The sequence below is a fragment of the Actimicrobium sp. CCI2.3 genome, assembly GCF_035019065.1.
Taxonomy (GTDB): Bacteria; Pseudomonadota; Gammaproteobacteria; order Burkholderiales; family Burkholderiaceae_D; genus Actimicrobium.
Map to the genome: position 1 here is coordinate 1 of NZ_JASJWR010000019.1, position 23009 is coordinate 23009.

22 protein-coding genes are annotated in these 23009 nt (G+C 57.3%); 14 read left to right on the top strand and 8 right to left on the bottom strand.

Annotated features, from left to right (window positions below):
• Positions 1-239: hypothetical protein (locus QN370_RS11715; protein ID WP_323581725.1), on the top strand; the 239-nt coding region annotated here is incomplete at its 5' end.
• 535 nt (positions 240-774) lie between these two features.
• Here QN370_RS11715 and QN370_RS11720 read toward each other — a convergent pair.
• A complete protein-coding gene (locus QN370_RS11720; protein WP_322127130.1) occupies positions 775-996 on the bottom strand; it encodes a hypothetical protein in 222 nt (73 codons plus the stop codon).
• A 457-nt stretch (positions 997-1453) separates the two neighbouring features.
• Here QN370_RS11720 and QN370_RS11725 point away from each other — a divergent pair, with 457 nt between their 5' ends.
• From QN370_RS11725 to recD, 9 genes are all read left to right on the top strand, one after another.
• Positions 1454-1879 (top strand): GNAT family protein, encoded by a 426-nt coding sequence (locus tag QN370_RS11725; protein ID WP_322127129.1) that lies wholly within the window; start codon positions 1454-1456, stop codon positions 1877-1879.
• A gap of 181 nt (positions 1880-2060) precedes the next feature.
• Complete coding sequence (locus tag QN370_RS11730) at positions 2061-2609, top strand: GNAT family N-acetyltransferase (protein WP_322127128.1); 549 nt, start codon at positions 2061-2063, stop codon at positions 2607-2609.
• Positions 2610-2902: 293 nt separating this feature from the next.
• A complete protein-coding gene (locus QN370_RS11735; protein WP_322127127.1) occupies positions 2903-3346 on the top strand; it encodes an SPFH domain-containing protein in 444 nt (147 codons plus the stop codon).
• A gap of 6 nt (positions 3347-3352) precedes the next feature.
• Positions 3353-3682, top strand: a complete 330-nt coding sequence (locus QN370_RS11740; protein WP_322127126.1) for a hypothetical protein — start codon at positions 3353-3355, stop codon at positions 3680-3682.
• 228 nt (positions 3683-3910) lie between these two features.
• Positions 3911-4612, top strand: a complete 702-nt coding sequence (locus tag QN370_RS11745) for a glutathione S-transferase family protein (protein WP_322127125.1) — start codon at positions 3911-3913, stop codon at positions 4610-4612.
• Between the two features lie 268 nt (positions 4613-4880).
• Complete coding sequence (locus QN370_RS11750) at positions 4881-8165, top strand: exodeoxyribonuclease V subunit gamma (protein WP_322127124.1); 3285 nt, start codon at positions 4881-4883, stop codon at positions 8163-8165.
• The gene (locus QN370_RS11755; protein WP_322127123.1) at positions 8162-11224 is read left to right on the top strand and encodes a UvrD-helicase domain-containing protein; all 3063 of its coding nucleotides are present in this window, start codon (positions 8162-8164) and stop codon (positions 11222-11224) included. Before QN370_RS11750 ends, QN370_RS11755 begins: the two co-directional genes overlap by 4 nt.
• 21 nt (positions 11225-11245) lie before the next feature.
• Positions 11246-11827, top strand: coding sequence for a PD-(D/E)XK nuclease family protein (locus QN370_RS11760; RefSeq protein ID WP_322127122.1), 582 nt, complete (start codon positions 11246-11248; stop codon positions 11825-11827).
• Entirely contained in the window at positions 11824-13641 is a 1818-nt protein-coding gene (gene recD / locus QN370_RS11765; protein ID WP_322127121.1) for an exodeoxyribonuclease V subunit alpha, read from the top strand. Before QN370_RS11760 ends, recD begins: the two co-directional genes overlap by 4 nt.
• Positions 13642-13960: 319 nt before the next feature.
• On the opposite strand, the gene QN370_RS11770 is transcribed toward recD, so the two are convergent.
• The 4 genes from QN370_RS11770 to QN370_RS11785 form a co-directional block, all read right to left on the bottom strand.
• A complete protein-coding gene (locus QN370_RS11770) occupies positions 13961-14647 on the bottom strand; it encodes a hypothetical protein (RefSeq protein WP_322127120.1) in 687 nt (228 codons plus the stop codon).
• 202 nt (positions 14648-14849) lie between these two features.
• Positions 14850-15923, bottom strand: a complete 1074-nt coding sequence (locus QN370_RS11775) for an HNH endonuclease (protein WP_322127119.1) — start codon at positions 15921-15923, stop codon at positions 14850-14852.
• The gene (locus QN370_RS11780; RefSeq protein WP_322127118.1) at positions 15911-16294 is read right to left on the bottom strand and encodes an HIT family protein; all 384 of its coding nucleotides are present in this window, start codon (positions 16292-16294) and stop codon (positions 15911-15913) included. Before QN370_RS11780 ends, QN370_RS11775 begins: the two co-directional genes overlap by 13 nt.
• Positions 16295-16422: 128 nt before the next feature.
• Positions 16423-17388, bottom strand: a complete 966-nt coding sequence (locus QN370_RS11785; protein WP_322127117.1) for a helix-turn-helix transcriptional regulator — start codon at positions 17386-17388, stop codon at positions 16423-16425.
• 260 nt (positions 17389-17648) lie between these two features.
• On the opposite strand from QN370_RS11785, the gene QN370_RS11790 reads away from it, so the two are divergent.
• The 3 genes from QN370_RS11790 (at position 17649) to QN370_RS11800 (ending at position 20852) form a co-directional block, all read left to right on the top strand.
• Entirely contained in the window at positions 17649-18854 is a 1206-nt protein-coding gene (locus QN370_RS11790; RefSeq protein ID WP_322127116.1) for a GGDEF domain-containing protein, read from the top strand.
• A gap of 312 nt (positions 18855-19166) precedes the next feature.
• Positions 19167-20309: a DUF3883 domain-containing protein gene (locus tag QN370_RS11795; RefSeq protein WP_322127251.1), complete on the top strand. Its 1143-nt coding sequence runs from the start codon at positions 19167-19169 to the stop codon at positions 20307-20309.
• Positions 20310-20375: 66 nt separating this feature from the next.
• Positions 20376-20852, top strand: coding sequence for a hypothetical protein (locus QN370_RS11800; RefSeq protein ID WP_322127115.1), 477 nt, complete (start codon positions 20376-20378; stop codon positions 20850-20852).
• A gap of 374 nt (positions 20853-21226) precedes the next feature.
• Here QN370_RS11800 and QN370_RS11805 read toward each other — a convergent pair whose 3' ends face one another.
• The 3 genes from QN370_RS11805 to QN370_RS11815 form a co-directional block, all read right to left on the bottom strand.
• Positions 21227-21529: a BrnA antitoxin family protein gene (locus QN370_RS11805; protein ID WP_322127114.1), complete on the bottom strand. Its 303-nt coding sequence runs from the start codon at positions 21527-21529 to the stop codon at positions 21227-21229.
• Positions 21492-21788: a BrnT family toxin gene (locus tag QN370_RS11810; RefSeq protein WP_322127113.1), complete on the bottom strand. Its 297-nt coding sequence runs from the start codon at positions 21786-21788 to the stop codon at positions 21492-21494. The genes QN370_RS11805 and QN370_RS11810 overlap by 38 nt, the downstream gene beginning before the upstream one ends.
• Positions 21789-22001: 213 nt before the next feature.
• The gene (locus QN370_RS11815) at positions 22002-22595 is read right to left on the bottom strand and encodes a hypothetical protein (protein WP_322127112.1); all 594 of its coding nucleotides are present in this window, start codon (positions 22593-22595) and stop codon (positions 22002-22004) included.
• Positions 22596-22691: 96 nt separating this feature from the next.
• Between QN370_RS11815 and QN370_RS11820 the strand changes: the two genes are divergently transcribed.
• Positions 22692-23003 carry a hypothetical protein gene (locus QN370_RS11820; RefSeq protein WP_322127111.1) on the top strand — a complete coding sequence of 104 codons (312 nt, stop codon included), beginning with the start codon at positions 22692-22694 and terminating at the stop codon, positions 23001-23003.
• Positions 23004-23009 lie beyond the last annotated feature (6 nt).

A 23009-nucleotide genomic window follows, 5' to 3' on the forward strand; every position in this document is an offset into this window, starting at 1 on the left:
GTCGCCCTCCGTCTTTGAACGGAAAATGGCAGAAATACTTCCATTGGGGTGTCCGAAATAACTTGACCACTACAGTATTCCAGAAGGAGCGCGACCCGGACCGGCTCCTGCCGGTGGCGTGCAAGATCGCCTGGGAAGCCAACGACATCGACGACGTGCTGCTCTTATTCTTGTTTGGGCCGGTACTCCACGAAGTCTTTTCGAAGCATGCAATCCGGCAATTGAAGGATCCGCTGTAAGCGAACGTGAGCGGGAAGCTGCTGACAGACGCCTGAGGTTATCGCCATGTGGATCCGCATGCAGGCCCGGTTTCATGCCAGAGACAATGAGACCCTGCCAAGTGATAGGCATCGTTAATTAATCAGTAGGTGCTTGCCGCCAGCTTGGAAAAACGCAGTCCAAAGCTCCTAGTCAAGCGTCGCAAGTGGCAGTCCTACTCGTAGGGCGAGTTCAAAATACGCCGCATCGTACGCAGACAGGTCGCGCTGAATGGCGATACTTAACGTGTCATGCAATGCTCTCTCATCTGTTGTGGGGTCCGTCTCAATGTCGAGCTCGGATCGCAGTGCCAGAAACTCACGGGTATCGGCCTCGGTAATCAGATTTCGTTTTCGTGCCTTCGCTGTGACATTTGCAGCTTCGAGCGCCCAAAAACTACAGCAGTGCCGCCATTGGCATGCAGCTGCAGCTCGATGCGTGCGTAATCCAGGAAATCGGTAGTTCGTTCATTGAGCAACCAGCGCATCACAACAGAGTTGTCGAGCACCAACCGCATCAATCGCGACCATCGTCAATTAGAGCTTTGATATCAACGTCGACTGGTATCCGATTGGCCATTTGTTGCAGCAGCTTTTTAGCTGCGCGTTTCGAACGAGTCTGGCGATTATCTGATTGAGGCGGCAGAAGCTCTGCAATCGGCTCACCTTTGTGCAAAATCACATAACCCTCGCCAGCTTTCACGTCTTGCAAAAGCTCGGACCAATCGATGGTTTTCATGACCACCTCCTATTAACGGCTGATACGGAGCCAGTGCCACCGCCCGGCAGCTACGAGTACAAACTGATCGCATATGATAAAGGGGATGTGTTCGGGGATAGATCCGTCGTTAAACAGCAAAGACCGCTTTCGGCCAACAGAGGTCATTGAAACATGAATTGTTGACGATCACTTCGGATTAACGCATCATTTTTAACGTCGACTCACCCGCCTGAACACCGGTTTCAACGGTAGTACTGCGATATCTTATTGCCGGGAAGCTGGGCTAATCACTAACGATAATTTTTGAAAAATTGGCTCAATTTATTGCGATCGCCGATAACCTAGCCCATAACCCAGACTTATGGAATCGCCCACAATTGCATTTCACGGCCTAATTTTAAGGTCATTTTCCGACGCAGACGCTGAGGCGTTCACCTCTGCGGTTTTTGAATCCGTCGAATCAGTAGGCCGTTGAATGCCATGGTGCTCAAGCGATTACACCGTCCAACATGCTCTCGATTGGTTTGCTGCCTGCCGCACCGCACGAGACGCAGGCACTGCATTTGAGTACGGGATGTTTTGCCAAGATTCTGGCAGATTCCTTGGCGGTGCCGGCCTGAATGAAATCAGACGGCAGCACAGGGTCTGCAACCTCGGTTACTGGGTGCGCCAATCAATGCAACGTCAGGGGGTCGCGTCCCGCTGCGTCCATGCACTTTCCGCTCACGCATTTCACGAACTAGGAATGAATCGCGTCGAAATCGTAGTCGCCATCGGCAATACCGCTAGTGAAGGCGTTGCAGTGAAGTCCGGTGCTCTTCGTGAAAGTGTGGCGCGTAACCGTTTGCACATTCGTGACAAATCGGTGTCGGCGCATGTCTTTTCGCTCGTACCCCGGTAATCCCGAGCGGAAGCTCACTTATCATTGATCGACTTTCGTAAAATGTAGTTTTGGCCAGTGACTTAAAATCTTGAACGTCCGATCTTTTTATGTTCGACAGGCGGGTCTGGGTCGGAAGTCGACTCTCAACCAACAGCGGACAGCCACTGAATGTAAAACATCTACAATTATGCACGCCGCTATGATTCCCTTAAAAACCAGCCACTTGATTTTGAGTTCCCCTGGACGAGATGATGCCAAGGAGATGCTCGACTATTGCCAGAGGAATAGGCTGAACTTTCAGCCTTGGGAACCAAAGAGAGAAGAGAGCTATTACGCCATCGAAGCAATACATGAACGCATTGCTTCCATAAACAAGAACATGCTGGAGCAGACCGCTCTGCATCTGTTGCTGAGGGTGCCTGACTCGGAAAGAATTATTGGGGAGTGTGGATTCACGAATATCGTGCGTGGTCCGTTTCAAGCTTGTCACCTCGGCTTCTCGATTTGCCAGGCATTCCAGGGCAAAGGACTCATGCACGAAGCACTGCAATGCGCAATTGGCTACGTATTTGGCGAGCTCACGCTACACAGGGTGATGGCGAATTACCGTCCAGAAAACAAACGTAGTCATCACCTTCTACGACGGCTGGGTTTCGAGCAAGAGGGACAAGCTCGTTCCTACCTGAACATTGATGGTTGCTGGAAAGATCACATACTTACGTCATTGATCAACGAGGCATCTCACTGAAATTCCCGGTTGGTCGACCTCATTGTGGGCTATGGCTTAGGACAGCCAAACCCTATTCGCATCTTGCAACGACTGCTTTGGGTTGAAAGCCGTCAACAGGTCAGAAACAGACCTTGAGATAAATCTCGTCATCGCGACAATCAAGCTCTAATAGGCTTACCCAGGAGCCCGTTAAAGCTGGCAACAATCACGGCATCGAATGACTTGCTACTGAAAAGCAATGCGCTGCAAAGCGGTAGATAATAAAATCCGTTTAACCAACCAGTCCAGTCGACACTGGAACTCAACCTATCATGAACTTAGTCATCATCGTCTTAGTGGTTGGACTCTTTGCCGCCGCAAGCGGGTTGCGAATCGTGCGGCAGTACGAGCAGGCGATCGTTTTCAGGCTTGGCCGATATATTGCCACGCGCAAGGCCGGATTGTTCTGGCTGATTCCTGTAATCGACAAGCAGACAGGTGTCGATATGCGGACGGTTACTGCCTCTGTGGATAAACAGGAAACCATAACGGCGGACAATGTCCCGGTGCAGGTCACCGTCGTGATCTGGTACACCATTGTCCGTGCCGAACAATCCGTCATCGCAGTCGTCAATGCACGAGACTCGGTAATTCAGGTCGCCTTGACGACCCTGAGAAACATCATCGGCCAGCACTCACTCGACGAGGTATTAAAAGATCAGGAAAAGCTGGGTGTCCTGATGAAAGATACGATTGATCAAGCGACAGAACCTTGAGGTGTCATGGTATCCCGGGTACAGATGCGAAATGTCGAATTGCCGCCGTCGATGCAGCGTGCGATGGCCCAGGAGGCGGAGGCAGTTCGTGAAAAGAAAGCGCGCATTATCAAGGCTGATGCTGAACTCGAAGCAGCGTACAAGCTCAACGAAGCCGCCGAAGTGGTGATGAAGAATCCTGCCGCGTTGGAGTTACGGCGAATGCAGATGATTACCGAGGTCGGTGCAGAGCAAAACACGACGACCATCGTCATGATGCCGTCGGAATTCGTCAGCGCTGCACGCGGTTTGGCTGACATTGGCGACGCGTTCAAAAACGGCAAGTCTCTGCCCTAACAGGGCATTGGCAAGTCGGGATGAATTGCCTTCGTCCTTGAACAACCACAGAAACCGCGACGCTGTTGCTTATTGCTCTGCTGGAGCAAGTGCGGGGCCACTGCGCCCAACGCAGGACCTGCGATGTTCGACGACATAATGCATGCAGCGCGTGGCATGATAACCGCACTAATTTTTTAACTCGCGCTGCTTTAGGTACTCCATCCAGTTCACCAATGAAAGCAATCCATGACCGAAAAATTGAAGCTGTACACATCACCTTCTGCATTTCCCAATCCGCAGCGACTGCGATTGTTCATCCACGAAAAAGGCATCGCCGACCAGTTTGACGAAATCATTTACGACATGGCGCCCGGTGGCGAGCAACGCAAGTGGCCGCATCTGAAGATGAATCCATGGGGCGAAACACCGACCTTGGCATTGGCCGATGGCTCGTACTTATCAGAGACGGCAGGTGTGGTTCGCTACCTGGATCAGCAGTATCCGGGTCGCAAGATCATGGGTGAGTCTGCGCTGGAGCAGGGCCAAGACACGATGTGGGAAAACCGTATCTGGACGCATATTCTTTATCGCATCGTGACGATGTTCCATGTGATGCATCAGGGGCTCGGGCCGAAAATCGAATTAACCAGCAATCCGCAATGGGGCGAACACTGCCGCAAAGAAGCGCTGTCGCATGCATCTCTGGTCGATCGTCATTTGTCGGACGGCCGCGAATGGATGCTGGGTGGTGCAGCCCCGACCTTTGCCGACATCACGTTATGCACCGCAATAGCGTTTTCGAAGTTCCCGGCCAATGCAACGCCGCTCGATGAGCGATTCGAACATCTGGATGCGCTATGGCGTCGCTGGCAGACCCGTGCGAGTTTCAAGGCCGCGTATGCAGATGGTGGCAGTGGTCTGGCGGAATTAGCGTATTTAAAGAATTAAGTGTTTCATCAAGCGGCTGCGGGATCGTCAGTGCTGCAGCCTGCTGACAGACTCGCTCGGTTGATAGCCTACCATCCGCTCGCTCACCCCATGAGCTACCGACCCCGCAATATCCCCTCGTGAACAGCCTCCGCATCGCCAGCCTGCGGACTGGCGAATGAATGCAATCACCTAAAACGACCAACCAGCAATTGCATTAAAGATCATTCCGACTTAGGCTCAACGCTTCTTTAAAGCAACTTCCCGTCGACGTCACCACAAGGGTTCCATGTTGCAGATCACCTATTCGAACCGACTCGAACCGCTGCTTGGCACCTTGCTCGCAGCACTCGCCACCACGCCTGCAGCGGTGTTTCAGACCGAACAGATCATCATACCCAGCGCCGCTCTGCAGCGCAGTGTCACGCTGGCCATCACCGAGCGCTCCGGGATCTGCGCAAACGTGCGCTTTTCTTACTTGTCACGCTGGATCTGGGAACAGATCGGCCTGCTTTGTCCGACACAACCGGGCCGGCAAAGCGCACAACTGACTTCGGCCGTACTGGCCTGGCGCATCACCGCGATCTTCAATGACCGCAGCTTCACCGATGCGCATCCGCGCTTGGCAAGCTGGCTGTCAGTGGCCGATCCGGTCATGCGATTCGACCTTGCGACCCGCACTGCAGGACTGCTCGACCAGGCCTGCACTTATCGTCCCGACTGGATCGCACAATGGTCACGGCACGAACCGGTATTGCTGCCTGGAGCCGATACCGCGCAGCAGCAGGACCATGACTGGCAAGCGGCGCTCTGGCAGCGCATCCTGCTTGACCTCGGCGCGATCCGGCAGCACCTGACGCCAACGCTGTTGCAGGCATTGCACGAAGCGATCAATCAGCGCGACACCACGCTGCCAATGCCCACCATCCACCTCGTCTGCCTGTCCGCCATTGCACCGGTCTACCTCGCTGCGCTGCGCGAACTCGGTCGCGTGGCAACACTGCATCTGTATGTCCTTTCGCCCAGCCGCGCATTGCGTCAAGACGAGGGCAACGGTGGCAACCGCCTGCTGGCGGCGTGGGGAAAAACAGTTCGTGCCCAGATCGCTTTGCTGCATGAGGCCGCACCAGACGCCACAATCAACAGCGATAATTTCGTCACAGCAAGCGGCACCGGCCTGCTGGCAAGACTGCAGAATGCCATCCTCGAACAGGATGAGCTGGCACCGGCCAGCATCACGATGGATGCTGCCGACCGCAGCATCGAATGCCACCGTTGCCATTCACTGACCCGCGAACTGGAAGTATTGCAGGACCAGTTGTTGGCGCTCTTTGCCGGACCTAATCCGCCACGACCCTGCGACATTCTGGTCGTCACGCCGAACCTCGAAGATGCTGCTGCGCTGATCGACACCGTCTTTGGCAGCGTCCCTTTCGAGCGCCGGATTCCGTACACAATTACCGGACGCGCAGGCAGTACAGGCAATCCGGTTGCGCGTGCACTGCTCGGTCTGCTGGCACTCAGCGGTGCCCGCGTCACCGCCAGCGACGTCCATGCACTGCTGCAGCAACCGGTCATCGGCAGGCGCTTCGGTATCGATGTCGCTGAACTTGAAGAGATCCACGAGTGGCTGGGCCTTGCAGGTATTCGCTGGGGTCTCGACGAAGCCGACCCGGCCAGTGCACCGTGTTCGTTCGACGCCGGGATGCACCGGCTTTTCCTCGGCTATGCGTTGCCTACCAGCGTCGCGCAACCGTTCGCCGGACGCGTACCAGCCGCCAATATCGAAGGCGGCGCAGCAACCATCCTCGGCCGATTCTGGCTCGTGGTGGAGGCCATGCGCAAGCTGCAATTAGACCTCGGTCAGCCGCGCCATGCCAGCGACTGGCAGCCTTTCCTCGCCACCGTCGTGGAGTCCTTTCTGACCCCTGACAACGACCAGCTCGACGACCTCGCCGACGTCCACTCCGAATTACGAACACTCAACGATCAACTGCATCAGGCCAACTTTACGGAAGTGATTCCGGAAGCGGTGGTCCGCAGTGCCCTCACCGCCCTGCTCGACGAGTCGACCCGCGGCGGCATTCCCACCGGCACGGTGACCTTTGCCGGTATGGCTGGCCTGCGCCACCTGCCGTACCGGGTGTTGTGCGCGATCGGGCTCAATGACGGCGCTTTCCCGGCCGCTGCCCGGCCTGCCGAAATTGACCTGATGGCACTGGTTCCACGCGCTGGCGACCGCGTGCGTAGTGCCGATGATCGCAACCTGTTCCTCGACCTGATCCTGTGCGCACGCGACCGGCTTTACCTCAGCTACACCGGTCGTGGTGTGCGCGACAATGCCAGCCTGCCGCCATCGGTGCTGGTCGATGACCTGCTTGATTACCTCGCTGCCTCCATTGCCACCGATGAAAGCAGCGCGGCTCTGGCGAGCGCCCATGCACGCCTGTGCGTCGCCCATCCGCTGCAACCTTTCTCGGCAAACTATTTCATTGCTGGCAGTGACGCACGATTACGCAGCGCCAACGACGACTATTGCAGCGCACTCAAACACGCGTTGACCCAGCATGCACTGCGGCAGAAAACAGCAGGCGCAGTCGGCACCGCCGCAGCACTCGACGACGACGTTGTCGACGATGACAACGCACCCGGCATGTCGACCGCAGAAACCTTTTTTAGAGCGCCGCTGCCGGCACCAGACCCGGTCTGGCGCACTGTCTCGCTCGTCCAGCTCAAGCGGTTTTTTGCCAATCCTTGCCGCTACTTGCTTCAGGAGCGGCTTGGGTTGAAGCTCGACACGAACGACGACACTTTGCAGGATGACGAGCCGTTTGTGCCCGACTTTATCGGCGCGTCTGAACTGGCGACGCGTCTGCTGCCGCTGTTTGCGCAGGACATGCCGCTACCCGACATTGCCGCGATGGCGCATGCCGGGATCGAGTTACCGCCCGGTCCGATGGGCGACGCCGCCATCGACATGGCGGTGCATAGCCTGCAGCAATTTTGCGGCAACATCGCCCGCGCCAGCATCGATCCTTACCTGCCACCACATCATGTCGCCTTGTCGTTTGATCTCGATGGCGAAGCCTGGCAACTGAGCGCTGCCTTCGGCGACTTGCGCGCCAGCGGACTGGTACGTTCGCGCTGCGATGACGTGCGAACGGTCGATTACTTGTCCGGCTGGATCGACCACCTCGCCCTCAATGCCAGTGTCCCGAAGGGCGTCTCAGCCACCACGACGTGGATCTCACGAAATGGCCAATACACGCTGTCTCCTTGCACCGAGGCCATGACCATACTCGGTCGCTTGCTGCGCTTGTACCGCCAAGGATTGTCCGCACCGCTCCATTTTTTTCCGAAGTCGGCGTGGATGTATGTGGCGGAAGGAAACGATCTCGGCGCTGCCGCCAAAAAATGGTTCAGCAGTTCGTTTAACGCGTACGGCGAAGACGGCCACGTCGCTTATCGACTCGCCCTGCGCGGCGTTGCCGACCCGATCGACGATGCCTTTGAAGAGGCTGCCGATACCGTCTTTGGCAGCCTGCTCCCTTATCTCAAGGATGACCGCCTGTGACTACGACACCGATGGAACTCAACGTCTTCGACTGCCCCCTCGACGGCATCAATCAGATCGAAGCCTCCGCCGGTACTGGCAAGACATGGAATATCTGCGGCCTGTATTTGCGGCTACTTCTGGAGCGGCGCTTACCGGTGCAACAGATCCTCGTCGTCACGTTCACGAAAGCGGCCACCGCCGAACTGCGTCAACGCATCCGCGGCCGCATCGTCGACACGCTGCACTACCTCGACCATGCCAGCGCAGAATCAGACCCGTTCGTGACCTCGCTGGTGAGCACACTGCAAGCACGCGGCATCGATGCGGCGACGATGACCAGTCTGCTTGGACTGGCATTACAGCATTTCGATGAAGCAGCGATCTTCACCATTCATGGCTTTTGCCAGCGTGCACTGGCCGACGCGCCGTTTGCCGCTGGTATGCCGCTGACGACTGAGCTGCAGCAAAGTGACGATGTGTTCCTGCTGCGTGTCGCCCAGGATTTCTGGCGACGTCATATCAGCAGCGGCAACCTGCCGATCGACCTGACTAACTACCTGCTCGAACAGCGCGATACCCCGGAGAAATTTACCCTACTGCTCAAGCGTCAGCGTGCAAAGCGCCTGTCGCGCACGCTCTGGCCCGACGACATCGACACGCCATTCGTCTCGCACCAGACAGCCATCACGCAAGCCTACCGCGAAGCAGCCACTTGTTGGGTCGCCCATGCCGACGACATCAAGGGCTTGCTCGAGAAGAGTGACGCCCTCAAGTCCAATGTCTACAGCACCAAGTCCATCGCGCAAAGCTGCAAGGACTGGCAAATGTACTTTCGTATCGACCAGTGCATGGCTGCACCCTCGCTGGCCAAATCGAAATTTGCGCTGCTCGGCTCGGACAAACTGGCCTCTGGGACAAAGGTCGGCAAGGTCATGCCACAGCATCTGTTCTTCGGGTTGGCACAAACGCTACTGGACCTGATTGCACAAGCCCACCTTGACCTCACGCTGGCGCGACTGCACCTGCTGCGCATGCTATTTGCCGAAGGTGCCGAAGCACTGGCCAGCCTGAAGCGCGAGGCGCGGGCGCAGTCGTTCGACGACATCCTCGTCAACGTCCACAGCGCGCTCCACAGCCCGGCTACCCCATGGCTGGCAGGTGCCTTGCTGGCTCGATTCCCGGCCGCACTGATCGATGAATTTCAGGATACCGACCCGCTGCAATTTGCGATCTTCGACAAGATCTATGGCAACGGTCAGCACCCATTGTTCTTCGTCGGCGACCCCAAGCAGGCGATCTACAGTTTTCGTAATGCCGATTTGCAGACCTACCTGCGTGCCCGCGACAAGGCCACAGCGCGCTACACGCTGGCAGAGAACCAGCGCTCCAGTGCGGGCCTGGTCGCCGCGCAAAATGCGCTGTTCTCAGCCAATCCGGCGGCCTTCCAGTTGCCGGGACTGGAATACCAACCGGTCCGCTGCGGCAAGAAACCACGCGCGGTGTTTGTTGACCAGAGCAGCGCCGACGCCACCGCTGCACTGCAGCTCTGGACCTTGCCGACCGATGCCGATGGCATGCCACCGACTACGGCGATGGCGAAACGCGCTGTCGAGCAAGCCACGGCAGCCGAAATCGCGCGCCTGCTTACCGCGGCACAAGCCGGACAGATCACCCTTGGCAGCAATCCGCTACAAGCTGGCGACATCGCCGTGCTGGTCAAAAGCCACGCGCAGGGTAGCGCGATCCGGCATGCGCTGGCAGCACTCGGCATTGGCAGCGTCGAACTCTCGCAAGCGAGCATCTTTGACAGTATCGATGCCGAAGAAATCGAGCGCCTGCTGCATGCCGTGCTCGCCCCGAACCGCACTGGTCTGCTGCTGGCTGCACTGTCGACCGAACTGCTCGGCCTGGACGCGACGGCGATTGCCGCCATCGCTGCCGATGAAACGGCATTGCAAGGCCGGATCGATGCGTTCAACGTCTACCGCGACCTGTGGCGCGAACGAGGTATCGGGGTGCTGTTTCGCCGCCTGCTCGTCGCCGAGCAGGTCAGCCAGCGCATGTTGATCCGGGCCGATGGCGAACGGCGCATGACCAACCTGCTGCATCTCGGCGAACACCTGCATCAGGCCAGCATCACGCATCCGTCGCCGGATGCGTTGTTGCGCTGGCTAGCTGATCAACGACGCAGCAGTAGCACCGACGACGCGACCCAGTTGCGCCTTGAGTCTGACCAGGATCTGGTGCAGATCGTGACCATCCACCGCTCGAAAGGTCTCGAATATCCGGTGGTGTTCTGCCCGTTCCTGTGGCCAGCCAGTCTCGGTGGCGGCGGACGCAATCAACCAGAAGGACGCGAATACCATGACGCCGCCGGGCTGCCGGTGATCGACCTGCGCCCTAACCCGGGCGACCTCGAAGCCATCAAGGCGGCCATCAAACAGGACAAGTCGGCCGAATTTTTGCGCCTGGCCTACGTTGCGCTGACCCGTGCTGCGCAGCGCTGCTATCTCGTCGTCGGCTGCTACCGCATCAAGTCCAGCACCACCGCCAGCAGCCGCTCGATGCTCAACTGGCTGGCGGCCGGAGCAGGTACCACGCCGGATGGCTGGAGCGAGCACAAGATGAATACAACCGACATCATCGGCGCATGGAGCACACTGGCTAAGAACAACGCACCCCAAATCGGTATCGCCACGCTGCCATCGACGCCCGGTATTCCGGTGCAGTTTGTTCGTCCTGCTGCCGACGCACTGCAGGTACAAGCGTTGCCACCGCCTTTACGCGACGGCTGGCGCATGACCAGTTTTTCAGGGTTGCAACATGCCACGGCAAAGGAAAACGCCGGTACCGACCATGACCTGCGCAGCAACTGGCACAGTGCTGTTCTCAGCACGATTCCGGAGGATGTCCCGGATGACGACCTGCTGCTTTTTCCACGTGGCGCCAGCGCCGGCGACACCTTGCATGCAGTACTCGAAAACATCGACTTCGCCAATCCCGACAGTTGGGATCACACGATCCGCCACGGATTGACCACGCATCCGCAGCGCCTGCGCGGTGCCACTGCCGACTAGCAACTGCCGCTGCAAATGCGCATGGTGCGCAAGCTGCTTGACCGCATCACCGGCTGCGAACTGACGACTGGCGTACAACTGTCACGGCTGAAACAGGGCCAGTGGTTACCCGAACTTGAATTCCATGTTCCGGCTCCGCGCCTGCATGCCGACACGCTCAATGCCTTGCTGGCCGACGCCGGTTACGAGGTTGCCCCGCTGGCCTTCCGCCGCATGGAAGGCTATCTGAAAGGATTCATCGACCTCGTCTTCGAGGCCGATGGACGCTATTACCTGCTCGATTGGAAATCCAACCACCTCGGCTATTTGCCACAAGACTATGACCATGCCGGCATCGCCATGGCGATGGCCGAGCACGGTTATCACCTGCAATACCTGCTGTACACGCTGGCGCTGCATCGCTACCTCGGCCAGCGCGTACCTGGCTATGCTTACGACACCCACTTCGGCGGCGTGCTGTACCTGTTCTTGCGCGGTATCCGGCCCGACTGGACCAACCCTGACGGAAGCCCGTCCGGCGTGCTGTTCCACAAACCGCCCGCCAGTGTCATCGAAGCGCTCGACGCGCTGTTCCATCTGCCGACCCAACGGAGTGCCCCATGAAGTTACCCGACCCCGCAGAACTGCTGGCCCGCGGCTTTGCCAGCCATTGCCTGCGATGGGCCAGTCCAACTGATTCCAGCAGCAACACGATGCTGGGCCAGATTGCCCGCCACCTCAGCCTGGCCAGCTCCGGCGGTCACGTCTGCATTGCGCTCGCTGACATCGCTGCGGCCAATCCGTCGTGGACTGTCGCCCGCTTGCGCGCTTGTCTGGAGAACTCCGGCATTGCCGGTACGCCCGACCAACCCGGCGCGCAACCGCTGATTCTCGACGCCGGCGACAGGCTTTACCTGCATCGTTATTTTGACTACGAAGCGCGCCTCGCCCGCCGACTGATGCAGCCGCGCGCAGCGTTGCCGGCGCTCGACACGGCGTTGCAAGCGCGGCTCGCGTTGCTGTTTCCGGCCAATGCCAGCGGTCGGGCTGACTGGCAAAAGCTGGGTGCGGCGCTGTGCCTGCTCAGCCCGCTGACCATCCTCAGCGGCGGCCCCGGCACCGGCAAAACGACCACCGTCGTCAACCTGCTGGCCTGCCTGCTCGAACAGCAACCCGACTGCCGCGTCGCCCTCGCCGCTCCCACCGGCAAAGCCGCTGCGCGCATGCTAGAAGCCTTGCGCCTGCGCGCCGGACATTTGCCGCCTGAACTGCAGGCACGCCTGCCCACCGAATCGTTCACCATTCACCGGTTGCTGGGCGTCACGCCGGCCGCCGGTGAGTTCCGCCACCACGCTGGCAACCTGCTGCCGATTGACGTACTGATCGTTGACGAAGCCTCGATGCTTGACCTGGCGCTGGCGACCAAGCTGTTCGAAGCCGTGCCGCTGTCGGCGCGCATCATCCTGCTTGGCGACAAGGACCAACTTGCCGCTGTCGAATCGGGCGCGGTCTTTGCGGAACTGAGCGCAGACCCGTCGCTTGACGCCGACTATCGCGCGGCACTCGCTGCACTCACCGGCATACCGACCGAACTGATCCGGCCGGTCACGCCGCTGGTACCGACCGCGCTGTCCAACAGCGTCATCTGGTTCACTGACAATTTTCGATTCGGCAAGGACTCCGGGATTGGCAAGCTGTCTGCCGCCATCAACGCTGGTGATGCCGACGCCGTACTGGCGCAGATGTCTGCCGCCGACGACCCGGCAGTTCGCTGGATCGACACGGGCACCGTCGCACCGGGCGCAGCGGCCATGCAAGCGATCTTCGACGGTTATGCCGGATACGTGGACGCTGTGCGCAACTGCACCGGTTCGCCAGACGCACTGTTCGACGCCTTCAACCGTTACCGCGTACTTGGTGCCATCCGCGACACGCCGCGAGGAATCGATGCACTCAACGCACTGATCAGCGCGCACGTCCGCACACAAATCGACCATCCACGCGACTTGGGCTCCGGTGCCCAGTGGTATCCGGGACGACCGGTGATGGTGCTGCGCAATGACTACGTGATGCGGCTATTCAATGGCGATATCGGAATCGCATTCCCGGATCAGCACGGCACGATGATGGTGTATTTCCCTGATGGCGCGCAGGGCCTACGGGCGGTCGCGCCAGTACGCCTGCCTGAGCATGACACCGCGTTTGCGATGACGGTACACAAGTCGCAAGGCTCGGAGTTTGACGACGTCATGCTGATGCTGCCGCCAGAAATGAACCGGATACTGAGCCGGGAGATGGTTTATACGGGGGTGACGCGGGCGCGCAATGGCGTGGTAATTGTGGGCGCGGCTGGTGTGATTGGCGAGGCAGTGAAGACGCAGATTGTTCGGGGGTCGGGATTGGTGGCCAGGTTGAATTCACATCGCAAAGTCACGTGAAATTTTTCCCGAACTTTGTGTCGCCGGAAAAGTGAATTTGTACGCTTTGAGAACACTAATTTGCGGCATGCGCAGCAACCCACCGACGGATAACCTTCGGTGGGTTGCCTACCGCTTCGTTGACTCCAGAAGTGCTCAGCCCAAATAATGGGTGCAGTTTCCGCCCATTGAAGGACCCGTGATAATGAGCCAACACCATTTGACCGACAGTCCGCTTCAGTTTTCGTATCCAGCTGACTTGTCGGCGTCGATGTGACAGCACGACAGCGAAGGAAAATCAATCGGGAAGGATATGGAATAAGCCCCTCCCCCATTTTCTCTAGCTAGAAAACGTCACCGACTTATCACCAACCGACAATGTCAGCTTGTTGCCGAGCACTGCGCCGCTGCTATTAATTTTGTAGCATTCGGACCCGTTTAATGTGGAGCCGTTCGTGTAACGGGTTGCGCTGTTGATGCACAGGTAGGCAGTTGTTGCGGTATCCGGCTGCAACTCCCACGTATTGACCGTGGTCGCATAGGTGCTCGACTTGCTCGCGCTGGTGTATGACGTGCTGCCGCCCAGACTGCCGAGATCGCCGACCACGCCGTTGGCAGGGAACGCCAATTGGTTCATTGCGACGATGTAATCGCCTGTGCCCAGCGTCGCGCCCAATGTCTTGACTGGTCCGATCTGGAAATAACTGATCTGGCTGTTGGTGGCTTGCGTGACATTGTTTTTTTTCAGGTTAAGGGTGATGCTGGCCGTTTTGGCTGCCTTGCCTTCGAAGCTGCCATCCGCCCCAGGTACGTAACCATAGGCCAGCGTGTACACGTCGTTGGTGGCAGGGTCGGTATAGCTGGCATTAAAACTGTGCGAAGACGTCAGAAAATTCTGGACTGCGGCATCGAGCGGGAAAGTGACCGCAGCGGCGACGGCAGGAGTACTGCTTCCGCCTCCGCCACCGCAACCGGCCAGCAGTCCGATAACAAGGGTCGTGGCGACGAAGGTAAGAGTGGTTTTCATGGCAGTTTTCCGGGTGAAGTGAGGGTCTGACGGCGTCGAATGCATCGGCAAGCCGCGTTGCCGCAATCCGGTCCGGAAACATTGCTTGCCGGTCGGTTACGGTCACTGCATGGTCTGTGACGGCAAGCTCATGGGATGAGTTTGCACCGGTCTTGATTGCTATTTTTTTGGCAACAGATTTTGCAGTTGGCCGATGCAACCGCTAGCCAAACGCTTGCATCACTTCCGGCGAAATCAGCGTCGTGCTGCCGCATCCCTGCCAGACCTGCACGCCGGCACTGACACCCTCCCGATACGCCCACGATGCCACCATCGTCGCTACGCCCGGCTCCGACACGAAGCCGGCCTGCTGCAACTGGCCGGCGATCGTCGCGCCTTCCCGCGCATTGCGCTCGAGCCAGCGGTCGAGGTGTGCGCCGCCGGCCAGCAAGTCACGCTTGTCGGTATTGCATTCCTTGTGGGCCAGCACGAAATTGAGCGCCGTGTCTCGCGGGTAACGCGACCACGGGATGAAGTGATCGACATCGCGTTTCTTGTCCAAGCGTTGCTGGCAAAAAAAACAGCGCTGATCCTGCATCGGCGCGAGCAGCCGCTCTACTTTTGCCAGCGCCGCACGCGGGGTCATGAACAGGAATGCTTCGAGATCCGCGCCCTGCCCGACCAGCACCGCATTCCTGCTATTGCTGCGAATGTAATTGACCCATCCGGCGCGCACCAGTTGCTGGATGAAGCCCTGAAACCGACGCAAGTAAAACGCCACGCCGGGCAACAGTGTCAACGTCTTGCCCACAGCATCCGGATCGAACAGGAAAACGATCCTGCTCCCCGACACGTTCTGCAGATACTGCACGGGCATATCGCGAACACGGGTCGCAATAGCGCCCAACGTACGCGGCCAGTGCACGTGCTGCCGTGCCTGCGCCAGGGTGCTGACACCGAGCATGCGCAGATCAGTGAGATGTCTTATCACCGCCACCTGCTGCCCCGTATTCTGAAACAGCACGCCACTGCTATTGCCAGCGGCCCCAGCCGAATACGGCAACGACTGCAGCCAGTAGAATTCCGCGAACTTGCCGGCAATTCGCTCCATCGGCAGCACCAGTGCGGCGCCAGCGGGCGCATCGCATTCGATCGCCAGTTCGGCCAGCGCCAGCAACAGCGCGTACTTGTAGGTCGAGGTGAAATCGCCCTCCTGGAACAGGCGCTGCAGTTGCCGCAGGAACGCAAGCTGCTGGCCGGCATCCGGCTCAGGCGTCGAAGCGATCAAGGTGTCCAATAGTCGGCCTTGGCGGGCATGATCCAGCGCACGCCGCCACGCGGATCGTCCTGGTCGCCGTGGTAGCGCGGGATCAGGTGGATATGCAGGTGCGGCACGGTCTGTCCGGCTGCGGCACCATCGTTGATGCCGATGTTGTAGCCATCCGGATGATGCGTCGCGTCCAGCGTGGCCTTGGCCCGGTCAAGCAACGCCAGCAGGCCGATACGTTCCTGCGCAGTCAGCGCAAAGAAAGAACCAACGTGCCGATGGGGGATGACCAGCGTATGGCCCGGCGAAATCGGAAAGCCATCGGCGATGACGACACCGACATCACTGGTATCGATGACTCGGTCGGCAGGCAGCGTGCAAAATGGACAGGGCTTGGTCATGACACGGGGGTTCTCCGGAAAACAGGAAGCCATGGGAATTCGGCTATACAAGGATAGCTTAAATGCAACTCACCGAAACGCTACCTACCGCCGTCACACCAGCGGCGACACCATCCCCATAGACGGCGCTATAACCGCACCAGTGCATCCTGCAAGATTACCTTCACATGTTCACGCAGCCAGTCCGGCGAAACAATCGTCACTTCCGGCACATGCCGCAGGATATCCATCGACAGCTCGCGCTTGTCAGTGAACGGCACTTTCAGATGATAGGTGCCGTCGGCCGCTTGCCAGCTGGTTTGCGCCGGATGCCAGATTTCCTTGCTGACCCAGCGCGCGCGTTCACCGCTGAAGGCCAGTTCCGCCCATTCCAGCTCCTTGCCTGAAAAGATCCCATAACCGGTATCTAGCGCTGCGAGCAATTCCGCTTCCGGGATATCACGCGCCGGCTCGGTACTGACCTGGACGTCGCGCAGCGCATCCAGGGCAAAGCGGCGCAACTCGTTGCGCACGTGGCACCAGGCATCGAGGTACCAGTTTTCCTGATAATGGTTCAAGCGCTGCGGCGAGACTTCGCGCCGCGTCGTTTCATCGCGGAATTTGTTGTAGTGCTCGATGACTAGGCGCTTTTTTTGCAGCACCGCCGTGACGACCGGCAGGAAGTGCTCCGGCTCATAGGTACGCGCTTTCAGACGCTGGATGCGGATACGTTTTTCAAAGGTATCTAACGGGACTTTTTCGCTGTCGAGCAGCAAGCGCAGTCGCGCCAGCAGTGGTTCGATATGCGGCGTTAGCAGGCCGGGGCCCAGGCTCTGCAGCAACTGCTGCATCGTTAGCAACGCGTGGATTTCGGATGCGTTGAACCACAGGCCAGGTAATTCGAACTTGGTACCGACACCGCCTTTCTCGAAGCGATAGCCGCCAGCATCGCGGTCCCAGATGATGGGCGCGTTGAGACGATCACGCAGGTACTCAAGATCGCGCTTGAAGGTCGCCTTCGAGACTTCGAGCTCGCGCAAGAAATCCTCCAGCGGCACCACGTGACGCTCACTCAGTAGCTGTTCGATGCGGTAAAAGCGTTCTGTTCTGTCCATGGGAAAGCGTACCTGTTGTCAGAAAGAAAGCGAGGAGCCTAGCGCGCTCTACGTGTTCAGGCAACTTTAAGTTGCATTACGCAAGAAACTTTTCACCGAACAGGTTCACGTTCTCCCTCCAGTGCACTTGATGGCTCGCCCTGTGAGCCTCGCCTGCGGCACGATAGCGCAACTGCTGAAAAACAAGTATCCACCGCTCAGCACGGTCGCCTGCCAGATGCCATTCCAACCTCATTCATGCCCATCAGGAGACGCCCGCCTTGACGCTACTTTTCGCTCCCTCGCTCGATCCCGCCACGCTCGTGTTTGCGATCGCGATGTTCTGCTTTTTGATTTCTGCATTAGCGTTCGGCATGACCGCTTCGACGGTACGACGCATGGGTATGACCGAATGGGGCTGCGCCATTGCAATGACGGGCGCCGGAATCTTGTTGAGATTCGGTTGTGACGAGGACTCATGCCAAATTTCCGTACTGGCGGCGAACCTCCTTGTCGTCTCTGCTGCGGCATCCGTCTTGCTCGCTTACACGCGCTTGTTCGATATCGGATATTCACTCCGAACCGTCGGCTTGATCTGGGCGGTAGGCATGGTCTCCGTTCTTTCCACCGCGTTGTTTGACCTGCCAGTTCCAGTATCCCACCTCGCACCGGCGCTCAGCGTAGCGATATTGCTGGGGTTGGCCGCAGCACTGATCGGATACCAGTGCCTTGCCGGATTGCCGTGCGCTTCCTCGCTCGCCAATGCAATCATGATGTTCGCGATCAGTGCGGCATTTGCGCTGCATGCGTCACTGGCACTACCGGGAGAAGATGCGCAAGAACAAGCGGCGTCCTTACCCTCTATCGCCATACTTGTTACCAGTACGCTGGCCATCGCCATCGCCTCATGGGGATTCATGGCAATGGCATACGAACGGCAGCGCCGCGATGCATTCGACAAGATTCGTCGCGATGGACTCACCGGGCTCTACAGCCAGTCGGCATTCTTTGATCTGGCCTCCCGGATCGACGGTTCAAAAAAGCGGGTACCGTATGCCGTTGTCATGGTCGACCTCGACTATTTCAAGGTCATCAACGATACCTACGGCCATGCCGCTGGAGACCGGGTACTGGAACAGGCTGCGCGGTTAATCACCCGCTCGGTAAGGCTGTCCGATATCGCGGCACGTTACGGCGGCGAAGAATTCTGCATATTGCTACGCGACTGCGGCGAGGCCGAAGCGGCGCGCTTCGCGCAGCGCCTGGTAAAGGAGTCTGGCCAACTGGCGGTCCGACTGCAGGACGAACGTCTGGCGTCATTCACGATTTCGGTTGGGTATGCCTGCAGGTTCGTGGACTGCGTAAGCGACGGTCCTGCAGAGACGGTGCGTGCAGCGCTTGAGCGGGCTGATCAGGCGCTTTATGCAGCGAAGCGCGCTGGCAGAAACAGGGCGTTGCCAGCACTGGCCGAGATGGCATCGATATGAAGACAATAGGCTTGGCACACCGCGATTGCCTGTCATCGACAAACGTCGCTGGAACCAATCTGTTGGTGCTGACCTAAAATTGCGCTTCCAAAAAGCAACATTAGTGTTAGTGTTTGCCACCGCATAACCAACAGGCCCACCCTCTCGAACAGGGACGCCATCCAATGGAAAAAAGCACATCATTCGCCGCGAGATATCTGCTGGAGATCATCGCTATGGTGCATGGGCGCGTCAGCACAACCTTTGTTTTTGCAACCGGACGTGCCGTTCGTTCGTGCGGATGGTTTGCCTGCAACGTTACCAACGCATCCGATGGCATCTGATCTCCCTCGCTTGCAAAGTCCGATAGCGGTCCAGTCTGCCCTGAATGAGTTCTCGCGTATCGGGCGCAACACTTTTCTTGCGCGATATGGATTTGGAAAGTCACGCACGTTCATGGTCCGTAATCCAGAGAATGGGCAGCTGTGTGATTCCAAAGCCATCGTCGGTGCCGCCTTTGGCTTTCAATATCCTACGGAAGGGCCATTGATCCCTGCGGCCTTTTCAGGTGGGGAAGCGACCGTCGTGACCAAACTGCAAAGCCTTGGCTTTGTCGTCGTCGAGGTCGGTCATGACTGGTCACAAGGTGAAGTCGACGCCACCGTCGCGGCGTACTTCGACATGCTGATCGCTGAAGCAAGAGAAGAAAAAATCAACAAGAGCGAACGCAATGCCAGCCTTCGATCCCTGCTTCAGAATCGCACGAAGGCCTCGGTCGAGCTCAAGCATCAAAACATCAGTGCCGTTCTGCATGAAATGGATCTGCCATACATTCAGGGTTATAAGCCTCGCGGCAATAGTCAGCTATTGCTGCGCAAGACGGTTGCCCGGTTCATCCTTGACCATCCGGATGTGCTTGAACAAACAGTGGATGCCCTTGAAGAGGTTAAAACGCCCGGTGCCAGTACTTTTCATGCGGTGGTGGTTGACGCGCCATTGGTGGAATCGATACCGGTCGTGCCGCCCCACGCTGCGCGGCTTCGCCTGCCGCGGAAAATCGATTTCGCAGGCCGGGACGCGTCGAACCGCAGCCTTGGACGTGCCGGCGAACAGTGGGTATTAGGCTTTGAACAGCACCGCCTGGCTCAAGCCGGCCTCGACGACCTATTTCAGCGAGTCGACTGGGTATCGGATCGACTGGGCGACGGCACCGGTTACGATATTTTGTCGTTCGATGCGGAAGACGCGCCACGCTACATCGAGGTCAAGACGACCAATGGCGCGCACAAATCGTCGTTCATCATCAGCCGCAACGAACTTGATTTTTCACGCGAGAGCGGAGATGCGTTTCAGCTCTACCGCGTCTTCCAGTTCGGTACCCAACCCAAACTCTACATGCTGCAAGGGGACGTGACGCGCCATCTGCATATGGAGCCAATTGATTTCCGAGCTTCGTTCAGGCGAATGATCGCGTAACGCGTCCTGAAAATACGTGGTCACAATTACACGATCTAAACAGGATTATCTGGAATGCGAAGAATATTGACCTCTTACCTCCTCGTGTTGCTGCCCCCGGCGATCACAAGTGCACAGACGACTCTTGTGCAACCCACGCCTTGGGGCACTTCGACACGTACGGTGTTCAAATGCACTGTCGACAAAGCAATCGTTTATTCAGATGTCCCTTGTCTTGGTGCCCAACGCCTGCAGATCGAACCATCGCGTGGCCTGAATAAAACCACTGGGAAAGAACTAGTCGGCACCGATGTTGGCCGTGAAAAGAAGCGAGAAGTTTTTGCCGAAGCCATCAGACCGCTAACAGGCTTAAATTCCCAACAGCTTGAAACGGAGACGCGCAGGTCGAGACTCGCACCATCAGCCAAGTCTGACTGCCGGCAACTGGATGGCGAGATAGCGCGGACAGAACGAAGTGAAAGCAGCAGCAACCAGGAAAGTAGATTGGCAATACAAGAATTTTTATACGACAAACGAAATCGTTATCACCAGCTTGGTTGTTAAATTCCCAGCGGTGGATGCATCAAACATATCTGAGATTAACGGTCTTGCTTGGTCTGGAAGGAATTGTGGAAAGTTTGACTTGGATTGGTAATTCACCACATAAGAAGGGTAATCAGAGCCCCCGCTTTGCCTCTCCCTTAGCTCATGCAGTCCCCATCGGATACTGAGTGAGTCTTGGCAGCATGGTGCAAACTTGTCCAAGTTTTACGCCGCATCCTCAAAGCGATGAGAATCGCCAATTTACACTGATAGTCCTTGTCTTTGATGCCCCCGGAGCAAAGCAAATCACTGGAATACTTGAGACATTTGAGATCGTAGCCGGCCGTAGCTGAATGGTGAACCCGAATTCCATAGAACAAGTAGGTCCGGCACGATCACGGTGCCACGTCGGTTGGCGAATGGGTTTTCAGCCAATCCTTCAAGGCTGCGTTCATGCGGGTTTGCCAACCGTCACCTGACTCCCGAAAACGCGTCAGTATGGCTTGGTCATAACGGATCGACACTGCCTCTTTCACTGGAGCCTTCTGCGTGCCGCGCTGGCCACGCAGTCTCCTTAGTTCCGCGACACCGGAATGGATCATCCCGTCTTTCCAGAAATCCTCTGCTGCCTGAACATCATTGGTGGGATAGGGCTTTGTATCATCGGTAACGGTGCTTTTTATAGATGGCTTTTTCATGCTTTGCTGCCTCTCTGCAAGAAATACAATGGGGTAAATGTCGATCTTCCCAGACAAAATAAACGATCAAATCACCAAGAACACCAAGGCTAATGATTCGCGCTGCTTCGTAGTCATGTCTTTTGTCCTCCTTCGAAAGCATCGCGTCGTCAAAAATCCTGCCGCACTCACGAAAATCAATGCCGTGTTTTTGCAGGTTCGATAGTCGCTTATTCGGATCATAAGACACCGATTCGTCCGGTGAAACCTCATTGGCCATTGTAGCCTCAACAAGAAATAAATCAATTTTTTTGTAGTTACAATTAAATAAGAAATACTTTGAGTTGGCGCTTGCTGTCGAAGTAATTTGATACTCAATTCTGCCGAATCTCAGCAGCGACGTTTTACGTTAAACCCACTTGCAACGTATCAAAGATCTCGCAAGACAGAGGCATGCTAATACTCCGTCATCAGCGTCAATAGCCCAACGATCCTACCGGCAACGACCAATCCCCAACAACTGCCCCAAACAAAATGTCGAATCCTGCTGCCCAGCACGCCCACCAAACGACACAGTTCCTGAGGGTGCCGTCCCTAACTTAAAACTCTCCCGAATAAATTCCTCCGTAGGTTTCTCAGCCTCCTTCCTTGCACTGACATCCCTGGCCTGCGCGATCTTCACGATACGGCAGCGCACTTCAAATGCCTTCGGGAATTCAGTAGTCGGTACCGCTTTCTGGTTCACATCGGCAATCATGCAGAGCTCTGACGTAACACCCCGAAAAACCTGCGCATCGAGGTTGTTGCCCTGGGTCGAATGCAACACCAGCACCTGACCATCCTTGCAGTGCGCGCTCGCTTCCCGTAGAGCAAGCCGGGAATAGCCCTCGACCTGATCCGGCTCTGGAACCACGTACGGAATATTGGTCTTATTCTTTTGCAAGAGCCGGTACGTAGTCATCGGCGAGAAGTCACAGACCGACTCGTCGGTCGTGCGATTCCAGAGGGAATATGCCGAGGCAGGCAGCGTGACCGTGCTCAATAACACGCTCGATAGTGCAGGCAAAATTAAAGTGAATTTTCGCATCGGGAACTCCTTTCGAGGCAAGCGATCCTTGTAGTTGGCAGAACAAAATCATAGGCAGGATCAGTTACAACAGCATCGGTTAGTGAAGGAAACATCATGAATCTGCGACGTCATACATTGGCCTGGCTGCTCGGCTTAGCCGGCACGGCTTTCGGTATTTACTGCGGTCACGCCTCTGGTCCTATCGGCATCATTCTGGGAACGCTGCTGGTCGGCGGACTGGCCTTGGCAATCGGCATGTTTGTCGATGCAGCGATAGCGCATCCCGGCAGCGGTGAGTACTACTCGCATCTCAATAACCCTTACGACCCGAATCTCACCAAGCCGCTAACACCCAATCGCTTTGGAGGACCACTTTCATTAGACCCACGAGCACAACAATACTTCGGCAATCACGACGGATATTGATCTCGC

Coding starts and splice junctions, on each gene's coding strand:
- QN370_RS11720 (WP_322127130.1), bottom strand. CDS start 996: ATGAAAACCATCGATTGGTCCGAGCTTTTGCAAGACGTGAAAGCTGGC.
- QN370_RS11725 (WP_322127129.1), top strand. CDS start 1,454: ATGCCATGGTGCTCAAGCGATTACACCGTCCAACATGCTCTCGATTGG.
- QN370_RS11730 (WP_322127128.1), top strand. CDS start 2,061: ATGATTCCCTTAAAAACCAGCCACTTGATTTTGAGTTCCCCTGGACGA.
- QN370_RS11735 (WP_322127127.1), top strand. CDS start 2,903: ATGAACTTAGTCATCATCGTCTTAGTGGTTGGACTCTTTGCCGCCGCA.
- QN370_RS11740 (WP_322127126.1), top strand. CDS start 3,353: ATGGTATCCCGGGTACAGATGCGAAATGTCGAATTGCCGCCGTCGATG.
- QN370_RS11745 (WP_322127125.1), top strand. CDS start 3,911: ATGACCGAAAAATTGAAGCTGTACACATCACCTTCTGCATTTCCCAAT.
- QN370_RS11750 (WP_322127124.1), top strand. CDS start 4,881: ATGTTGCAGATCACCTATTCGAACCGACTCGAACCGCTGCTTGGCACC.
- QN370_RS11760 (WP_322127122.1), top strand. CDS start 11,246: ATGGTGCGCAAGCTGCTTGACCGCATCACCGGCTGCGAACTGACGACT.
- recD (WP_322127121.1), top strand. CDS start 11,824: ATGAAGTTACCCGACCCCGCAGAACTGCTGGCCCGCGGCTTTGCCAGC.
- QN370_RS11770 (WP_322127120.1), bottom strand. CDS start 14,647: ATGAAAACCACTCTTACCTTCGTCGCCACGACCCTTGTTATCGGACTG.
- QN370_RS11780 (WP_322127118.1), bottom strand. CDS start 16,294: ATGACCAAGCCCTGTCCATTTTGCACGCTGCCTGCCGACCGAGTCATC.
- QN370_RS11785 (WP_322127117.1), bottom strand. CDS start 17,388: ATGGACAGAACAGAACGCTTTTACCGCATCGAACAGCTACTGAGTGAG.
- QN370_RS11795 (WP_322127251.1), top strand. CDS start 19,167: ATGGCATCTGATCTCCCTCGCTTGCAAAGTCCGATAGCGGTCCAGTCT.
- QN370_RS11805 (WP_322127114.1), bottom strand. CDS start 21,529: ATGAAAAAGCCATCTATAAAAAGCACCGTTACCGATGATACAAAGCCC.
- QN370_RS11810 (WP_322127113.1), bottom strand. CDS start 21,788: ATGGCCAATGAGGTTTCACCGGACGAATCGGTGTCTTATGATCCGAAT.
- QN370_RS11815 (WP_322127112.1), bottom strand. CDS start 22,595: ATGCGAAAATTCACTTTAATTTTGCCTGCACTATCGAGCGTGTTATTG.
- QN370_RS11820 (WP_322127111.1), top strand. CDS start 22,692: ATGAATCTGCGACGTCATACATTGGCCTGGCTGCTCGGCTTAGCCGGC.